At 71.2% G+C, this 7,825-nt stretch carries 8 protein-coding genes and 1 pseudogene; 4 read left to right on the top strand and 5 right to left on the bottom strand.

Features of this window, described 5'->3' with window-relative positions; translation table 11 throughout:
* A pseudogene (locus ACN4JJ_RS04885) lies at nucleotides 1–165 on the bottom strand (aquaporin family protein); the annotation flags it as partial.
* A 40-nt stretch (nucleotides 166–205) separates the two neighbouring features.
* On the bottom strand, nucleotides 206–1,972 hold the full coding sequence (locus tag ACN4JJ_RS04880; protein WP_440708771.1) for a glycerol-3-phosphate dehydrogenase/oxidase: 1,767 nt from the start codon (nucleotides 1,970–1,972) through the stop codon (nucleotides 206–208).
* 138 nt (nucleotides 1,973–2,110) lie between these two features.
* Here ACN4JJ_RS04880 and ACN4JJ_RS04875 point away from each other — a divergent pair, with 138 nt between their 5' ends.
* Nucleotides 2,111–3,079, top strand: coding sequence for a sugar-binding transcriptional regulator (locus ACN4JJ_RS04875; RefSeq protein WP_440708770.1), 969 nt, complete (start codon nucleotides 2,111–2,113; stop codon nucleotides 3,077–3,079).
* Nucleotides 3,080–3,161: 82 nt separating this feature from the next.
* On the opposite strand, the gene cofC is transcribed toward ACN4JJ_RS04875, so the two are convergent.
* Entirely contained in the window at nucleotides 3,162–3,818 is a 657-nt protein-coding gene (gene cofC, locus ACN4JJ_RS04870; RefSeq protein ID WP_440708769.1) for a 2-phospho-L-lactate guanylyltransferase, read from the bottom strand.
* A gap of 130 nt (nucleotides 3,819–3,948) precedes the next feature.
* Between cofC and ACN4JJ_RS04865 the strand changes: the two genes are divergently transcribed.
* The 3 genes from ACN4JJ_RS04865 to ACN4JJ_RS04855 all read left to right on the top strand — a co-directional run bounded on the left by ACN4JJ_RS04865 (nucleotide 3,949) and on the right by ACN4JJ_RS04855 (nucleotide 5,844).
* Nucleotides 3,949–4,398, top strand: a complete 450-nt coding sequence (locus tag ACN4JJ_RS04865; RefSeq protein WP_440708768.1) for a transferase — start codon at nucleotides 3,949–3,951, stop codon at nucleotides 4,396–4,398.
* A gap of 135 nt (nucleotides 4,399–4,533) precedes the next feature.
* On the top strand, nucleotides 4,534–4,878 hold the full coding sequence (locus ACN4JJ_RS04860; protein ID WP_440708767.1) for a DUF6412 domain-containing protein: 345 nt from the start codon (nucleotides 4,534–4,536) through the stop codon (nucleotides 4,876–4,878).
* A gap of 162 nt (nucleotides 4,879–5,040) precedes the next feature.
* Nucleotides 5,041–5,844, top strand: coding sequence for a YidC/Oxa1 family membrane protein insertase (locus ACN4JJ_RS04855; protein ID WP_440708766.1), 804 nt, complete (start codon nucleotides 5,041–5,043; stop codon nucleotides 5,842–5,844).
* Nucleotides 5,845–5,953: 109 nt separating this feature from the next.
* Here ACN4JJ_RS04855 and ACN4JJ_RS04850 read toward each other — a convergent pair whose 3' ends face one another.
* Both ACN4JJ_RS04850 and ACN4JJ_RS04845 read right to left on the bottom strand, forming a co-directional pair.
* A complete protein-coding gene (locus ACN4JJ_RS04850) occupies nucleotides 5,954–6,823 on the bottom strand; it encodes a coenzyme F420-0:L-glutamate ligase (protein WP_440708765.1) in 870 nt (289 codons plus the stop codon).
* Entirely contained in the window at nucleotides 6,820–7,821 is a 1,002-nt protein-coding gene (locus ACN4JJ_RS04845) for a TIGR03557 family F420-dependent LLM class oxidoreductase (RefSeq protein ID WP_440708764.1), read from the bottom strand. The genes ACN4JJ_RS04850 and ACN4JJ_RS04845 overlap by 4 nt, the downstream gene beginning before the upstream one ends.
* Nucleotides 7,822–7,825: the final 4 nt, after the last annotated feature.

Genomic DNA, 7,825 nt, shown 5'->3' with positions numbered 1-7,825 from the left:
ACCGGCGAAGACCGCGAGGCCCCAGCCGATGTTGACCATGAGCGTTCCGCCGTTGAATCCCTTGGTGCGGATGAGCGCCACGTTGGCGACCACACCGCAGCCGAGCAGAACCAGGAGGGCTGTGCCCACCAGCTCCGACAGGAAGTCGATTCCGAGATTGTCCACGTTGACCTTTCTTCAGGGACGGCGACGTCGCCGCCCTTTCTCAGTTGACGCCGGCGGTCGCCGTCGTGCTCGCCGCGTCGACCACGATGCCGTGGAAGAAGCGGAGGTTCTCGGCCGCGAGCTCGCGCTCGGCGGTCAGTCGGGCCTCGTCCCAGCCCTGGGCCGCGGCGGCGAGCGTGCTCAGCTCGTCGAACACGGCCTGGTCGAGCGAGCCCACGAAGGCGATGATGCTGCGGCGCAGCACGAGGTCGGCCAGGTGCACCGTGTGCTCGCGGGTCATCAGGTGGTCGATCTCACCGGTGCTGTAGGCGGGCAGGGTGACGAGCGGAGCATCCGTCGCCCCGTCTTCGTCGTAGGCCGCGATGTGCGCGATCACCGAGGCGGCGTTGGTGCCGTAGCGCTGCAGCAGCACGCGGGTGCGCGCCTCGCCGAGGTCGGTGCCGTGGGCCTTGACCCAGATCGTGGTGGCCGCAGCCGTCTGGGGGAAGCCGGCGCCGCCGCCGATCGCGAGATCGACGGTGCTGACCGTGCGGGTCTTGCCGAGCAGGGCCAGCGTGTCGTTGGTCATGTGCTCGGAGAGGGCGCGGAACGTGGTCCACTTGCCGCCGACCAGGCTGAGCTGCTTGACCGTCTTCGAGTTCGCGAACGAGGTCTGCTCGATGCGATAGTCGCGCGACACGAAGCCGGGGGCGGTGTCGCCGTGCCCGGGCAGCGGGCGGATGCCCGAGTAGCGGTAGACGATCTGCGGCCGGTTCACCTCGATGGTGGGGAACACGTGCTTGACGAGGCCGAAGAAGTAGTCGACCTCCTCCTCGGTGCACACGCTCGGCTCGGACGGGTCGGCCTCGAGGTCGGTGGTGCCGACCAGCACGCGGCCGTTCAGCGGGTAGATCAGCACGATGCGTCCGTCGTCGTTCTCGAAGAACACCTCGCCGCCGGCGCAGGCCTCGTAGAGCTCGTCGTTGTCGAGCACGATGTGCGATCCCTTGGTGCCGCCCATGTACTTGGTGGCCTGGCCGAGGGCCTTGTTGGTGAGGTCGGTCCAGGGGCCGGAGGTGTTGACCACCACGTCGGCGGTCACCTCGAACTCCTCGCCGGAGACGAGGTCGCGCAGCACCACGGCGTCGCCGTTCGAGCCGACGGCCTCCACGTAGTTCGCCGTGCGGGCGTGCGGGCCGGTGGCCAGCGCATCCTGAACCAGGTCGAGCGCGAGACGCTCGGGGTTCTCGACCGCGGCGTCGTAGTAGGTGGCGGTGTACTTCACGTCGCCGCGCAGCTTCGGCAGCTTGGCGAGCGACTTCTTGCGGCCCACGAACTTGTGGCGCGGCACGTTGCCGCCGTCGCGCGAGAAGGAGTCGTAGCCCATCAGGCCGACCTTGATCAGCAGCGCACCGCGCTCCTTCGGCTTGCCCTGCTTGTGGGTGATGAAGCGCAGCGGCGCGCTCAGGATGCCCGAGAAGGTGGAGAAGATGGGGATGGTGGTGGGCAGCGGCTTCACGTAGTGCGGGGCGAGGCGGAGCAGGCGGTTGCGCTCCTGCACGCTCTCGCGCACCAGGCGGAACTCGCCGTTCTCGAGGTAGCGGACGCCACCGTGGATCATGTGGCTGCTCGCGGCGGACGCGCCCGAGGCGTAGTCACCGCGCTCGACGAGGATGACCTCGACGCCCTGCAGGGCGAGGTCGCGGAACGTGCCGATGCCGTTGATGCCGCCGCCGATGACGAGCACCTGCGCTTTCGGGTTCGAACGGATGGACTCGACGTCGTGACGGGTCGAGATCTGGGGGCGGTCGGATCGGGGGGAACTCACTGTGTACTCGCCTTCGTGTTCCGTGAGGGTTGCCGTGCTGCAATCCATGTGACGACTTACAGTTCTAGGACGTTCTTCACATATGATCAAGCCAGATGCACATATGTGCAGGATCGACCCGAAAGGATGCGACGACGCATGGCGAGTGACCCGGCCCTCGGCTCCGACAAGACCCGCGACGCCCTGCGCGCCGCCCATCTCTATTACATGCAGGATCTGACGATGGAGGCCATCGCCAGCGAGCTGCACACCTCCCGCTCCTCCATCTCGCGCCTGTTGGGCTTCGCCCGGGAGACCGGGCTGGTGGAGATCCAGGTGAAGTCGCCGGCGGATCGGGTCTCCTCGGTGCAGGAGCGCATCCTGGCCCGGTACGGGGTCACGGCGCACGTGGTGCCGGTGCCCGACTCGACCGCCGAGGTCGACCGGCTGGAGCGCGTGGCGATGAGCGCTGCACGGATTCTCGGGCCTTTCTTCGACTCGAACATGACCATGGGCATCGCCTGGGGCTCCACGCTCTCGGCCGTCTCGCGGCACCTGCAGGACAAGGTGACGCACAACTCGCAGATCGTGCAGCTGAACGGCGCCTCCAACGCCCGCACCACGGGGATCGGCTACGCCAGCGAGATCATGAGCCGCTTCGGCAAGGCCTACGGCGCGTACGTGCAGCAGTTCCCCGTGCCGGCGTTCTTCGACGACCCGCGCACGAAAGAGGTGCTCTGGCGCGAGCGCAGCATCCGGCGCGTGCTGGAGATCCAGAAGCACATGGACATCGCGCTGTTCGGGCTCGGCTCGGCGTTCGCCGAGGTGCCCTCGCACGTCTACGTGGGCGGGTACCTCGACGACGCCGACTTCGAGCAGCTCGCGCACTCCGACGTGGTGGGCGACGTGGCGACGGTGTTCTACCGGGCCGACGGCTCGAGTGAGGACATCCCGATGAACGCCCGCTCCTCGGGGCCGTCGCTGTCGCTGCTGTCGAAGGTGTCGCGGCGGGTGTGCGTGGTGTCGGGCCGCTCGAAGCTGCCGGCGCTGCGGGGCGCCCTGGCGGCCGGGGTGATGACCGACCTCATCATCGACGAGGCCACCGCGCACTCGCTGCTGGAGGCCTGAGGGGTTCGCGACTTGCCATATCTTGTGGCAAGTCGGCGCGAAAACTGACGACTTCTGCCAAGTCGCGGCGCTCGGCCGCCAGTCAGGCGGCTCGGCGGGCCAGGGCGGCGAGGGTGGCGGGGCCGACTCCGCGGGCGACGGCGCGGGCGAGGTCGGCCTCGGTGTCGACGTCGAGGCGGAGTCCGGATGCCGCGGGCAGCTCGAGCTCGTGGTGGCCGGCCGCGCGATGGCGCTCGGCCGAACCCTCGCCGAAGCGGGGGACGAGGGTCTCGCCGGGCCGCGCGGTGATCAGGGTCGTCCCGAGGCCGGCCGCATCCGGGACGAAGGCGAGCGGATGCTCCAGCGCACCCTCCAGGGCCAGGTCGATGTCGTCGGGGCCGAGGCAGGGCAGGTCGCCGAGCAGGGCGGCCACGGGGGCACGCGCACCGGCCACGGCGATGCCGGCCGCGGCGATGCCGGCCGCGACGGCGGCGTTCAAGCCGGCGCGCGGGTCGGCGACGACCTCCGCGCCGAGGTCGCCGAGGAGCGCGGCGGCGTCACTCGCGGGTTCGGTGACGACGATCACCCGGGCCACCCGACGCGCGGCGAGCAGGGACGCGACCGCGTCGCTCGCGAAGGCCTGCATCAGGCGCACCCGGGTCTCGGCGTCGACACCGGGGGCGAGGCGCGATTTGCCGGCCGGGGTTCCCTTGACGGGGACCACGACGGTCCACGACCCAGCGGTTTCGGATGCGACCATCGGACGATTATCGCGCATCCGCGTCGCCTTCCTCCCGCTCGCCGGCCGTGGGCGGGGCGGCGATCGCGAAGAGAGAACGATCGGTACCAAGCTGAGGAATGATTCCGGGGTGTTCCGCGTTGCATCCGACGTGAGCAGAACTTTCCATGAGATCGAGGGCGAACGCGGCGTGGTGTCGCGGTATCGCCGCCACCCCAACGGCAAGGGATACGTCGCCGTCGGCTCCGAGGTCGACGTGTCCGCCTACGTCGACCCGACCGCGTACGTGGAGACCGGTGCACGCATCGGGCAGAAAGCGCGCATCGCCGCCGGCAGCTGGATCGAAGCCGGCGCCGTGCTCGGCGCGGGAGTCGCCGTCGGCGCCAACGTGCACGTCGGCGAGGCGGCCGTGATCGGCCGCGGCGCCACCATCGGCAGCCACTCCCGCGTGGGCGCGCGGGCCGTCGTCTCCGACGACGTGCACGTGCCCCGCGACACCGCGGTTCCGGCCGGAGCGGCGCTCCGCCGCGACGGCGCGCCCGGCTCCGCCGGCGCCGCCGGCAGCCGCGTCTCCGACGCGCGCTACGGCAAGGCGGCCTAGCCGCCCGCCTCCCCCGCACCCCGCACGACGGGGTTCGTGCAGAAAGAGCGATCACCGAGCTCATAGAGGGCTCGGTGATCGCTCTTTGCGCATCAACCCCGAATTCCCCCGCCGACCGGAGGGTACGCTCGGAGGGTGAGCACACGACTTCGGCACGGACGCGGCGCCGGCGCGTTGCGCGTGCTCGGCGTCGTCCTCGGGCTCGGGCTCGTCTGGTTCGTGTCCGACACGACGGGAGCGCCGTCGTCCGCACTGCTGGTCGCCGCGCTCATCGCCGCCGGTACCGCCGCGACCGCACTCGGCGCGGTCTCGACGGGAGCCCGCGCCCTCATCAGCCTGCTCGCCGCCCGGCTGGGCGCATCCGTCGCCCCGCCCCCGGCGGAATCCGCAGAACTGCCGACCGTGATCGTGCAGAGCCGGCCCGACGCGCCCGGCAAGCCCAGCCCCCGCGCCCCCGGGCAGTTCCTCGCGGCCGCGTAGGAGCCCTCCCCCACACATCGCCCGGCACCCCGTGCCCCGGCGACACTCCTCCGCGACCAGACGGACCGTCCCGTCGAGACGTCCCAGGTGGCCCGCATTCCGCAGGAACAGCGGCCATCCGGGGCTTCTCGACGGGGATTCGCTTCTGACGAGGAGACCTCCTTGAACATCTACGCCTTCCCTCCGATCGCCGCCGCCCTCGACGGGGCGGCCGCGATCGTGCAGTTTCTGACCAGCGTGCTGCAGCCGCTCGCGGGCGCGAACTCCGCGGCCCTCGCCGTGGTGCTGATCACCTTGCTCGTGCGGCTCGTGCTCATCCCGGTGGGCCTGTCGCAGGCCCGAGCCCAGCGGATGCGACGCCGCCTCGCCCCGCGACTCGCCGAGCTGCACCGGCGTCACGGCACGAACCCCGAACGTCTCCGCCGTGAGACGGCCGCCCTCTACGCCGATGAGAACGCATCTCCCCTGGCCGGCTGCCTGCCCCTGCTGATCCAGGCGCCGATCCTGTCGCTGCTCTACGGCGTGTTCATCCTGCCGACGATCAACGGGCATCCGAACACCCTGCTCACGCAGACCCTGTTCGGAGCACCGCTCGGCACCAGCCTCGCCACCGCGGTGACGCGCGGAGACGACCCCGTCGGTGTCGTCGTCGGCTTCGCCGTCGTCGCGGTGATCGCCACCGTCGCCCTGATCTCGCGTCGGCGCACGCTCTCCGCGGCGGCGGCATCGCCGGGCGGCTCGACCGGAGCACCCGCCCTCGTTCCCCTCACGGCCGGCACCTCCCCCGGCCAGGCCACCCCCGGTGTCCCGGCGATCCCGGCGAGCGTTGTTCAGGCGATGAGCTGGCTTCCCCTGATCACCGTGGTCGTCGCCGCGTTCGTCCCGCTCGCGGCGAGCCTCTACCTCGTGGTCACCACCACCTGGGCGCTGGCCGAGCGCGAGGTGGTGCGACGCGTCATCCAGTGAGCGGCCGGCCGGCCCGAACACGGCCGCCACCAGCGCGTCGACCACCTCGTCGGTACCGGTCTGCGCCCGCCGCGGCCGCGCATCCGTTCGGCCTGGCGCGCAGCACGGCCTACGACTCGGGAGTCGTGGTCTCCGAGTGCCGCCGTGACGCTTCCGCGCGCGCCGCCTCGAGGCCCGCGCGGTAGCCCTCGTCGTAGCCGTCGGCACGGCCGAGAGCGATCGCCTCGTCGGTGCCGAGCCGGAACATGTCCGTCGGCCCGGTGCGCGTCAGCGCCCGCGCCGGGGTCTGCAGGGATTCGACGACGGCGTGCCCGAAGCCGCGCACGAGCGCCACCGGCATCCCGCTCGCCTTGCCCTTCACCAGGTCGCCGGCCGAGGCCAGTTCGTCGGCGACCGCCGCCTGGGTGACCACGAGCTCGTGCCCGAAGCTGTCGCGGCTGCCGCGCAGGTCGTCGAGCACACTCACCCCGGCCGCACCGATGGCCTGATCGATCTGGCCCTCGCGCCAGGGACGGCCCAGCGTGTCGGAGACGATCACACCCAGCAGCACGCCGAAGCGCGCCCGCAGGGCCGCCGCGAGCGCCCGGGCGGACGCATCCGGATCCACCGGGAGCAGCAGCACCGTGCCGTCGGGCGTGTTGCTGGCGTCGACTCCTGCCGCAGCCTGCACGAGCCCCTGCCGGTTCTCGACGATCCGCGTGACCCCGCCCGGATGCTCCCGGCTCGCCACCACCCGCACCGTCTCGGCGGTGATGGCGTCTTCGCGGTCGGCCGCGGCGATGACCCGCCCCTCGGCCTTCGACACGATCTTGCTGGTCACCACGAGGATGTCGCCCTGCTCGGGCACCAGGCCCGCGGCCACCAGGGCGTCGCCGATCAGCGCCGCCAGGTCGGCTCCCGCCGCGATCTCGGGCAGACCGCCGAAGGCCACGATCCGCAGCTCGGCGATGCTCGGGGCGGCAGCGCTCTCGCCGCTCACCGGCGCACCTTCGGCAGCACCTCGCGGGCGAACACGTCGATCCACTCGCGTTGGTTGCGGCCCACGTTGTGCAGGTAGATGCGGTCGAAACCGAGGTCGGCGTAGCGCTGGATCTGCGCGCGGTGCACGTCGGGGTCGCTGGAGATGAGCATCCGGCCCTCGAAGTCTTCCACCCGTACCATCCGCGCCATCTGCTCGAACTCGAACGGGCTGCGGATGTCGGCCTTCGGAAAACGCATCCCGCCGTTGGGCCACTCGGTCACGGCGTTCTGCCCGGCCTCCTCGTCGGTCGGCGCCCAGGAGAGGTGCAGCTGCAGCACCTTCGGCATCCGCGACGGATCCCTGCCCACCTCGCGGGCGCCGTCGTCGAACTTGGCCAGCAGCCCGGCGATCTTCTCGATCGGCGCGCCCACCGTGATCAGTCCGTCGACCGTGCGGCCGGCGCGCTTGGCCGTGACGGGCCCGGCGGTCGCCACCAGCACCGGCGGGGCCACCTCGGGCATCGTCCACAGGCGCGTCGACTCGAGCTTGAAGAAGCTGCCCGAGTGCTTCACGTCCTTCCCGGCGACGGATGCCGTGAACAGCTTGTTGATGATCTCCACGGCCTCGAACATCCGGTTGATGCGCTCCGGGGCCTCCGGCCAGTAGCCACCGGCGATGTGCTCGTTGAGCGCCTCGCCCGATCCGATGCCCAGCCAGTGCCGGCCCGGGTACATCGCCCCCAGCGTGGCCGAGGCCTGGGCCACCATCGCCGGATGCCAGCGGTAGCTCGGCGTGGTGACGCCCGGCCCGAAGTCGCCGCGGGTGCGTTCACCGACGGCGGCGAGCACGTTCCAGACGAAAGCGGACTGCCCCTGCCGGGGGATCCAGGGCTGGAAGTGGTCGGCGGCCATCACCCCGTCGAATCCGTGGTTCTCGGCGTACTCCGCGAGCGCCACCGCCTCGCTCGGGTGGAACTGCTCCAATTGCGCGGCGTAGCCGATCTGAATCCCGGGCATGCAG

It is taken from the genome of Herbiconiux dendrobii (assembly GCF_052048175.1).
GTDB lineage: Bacteria > Actinomycetota > Actinomycetes > Actinomycetales > Microbacteriaceae > Herbiconiux.
Note: the sequence above shows the minus strand (reverse complement) of the source record. Positions and strands in the feature narration are given on the sequence as shown.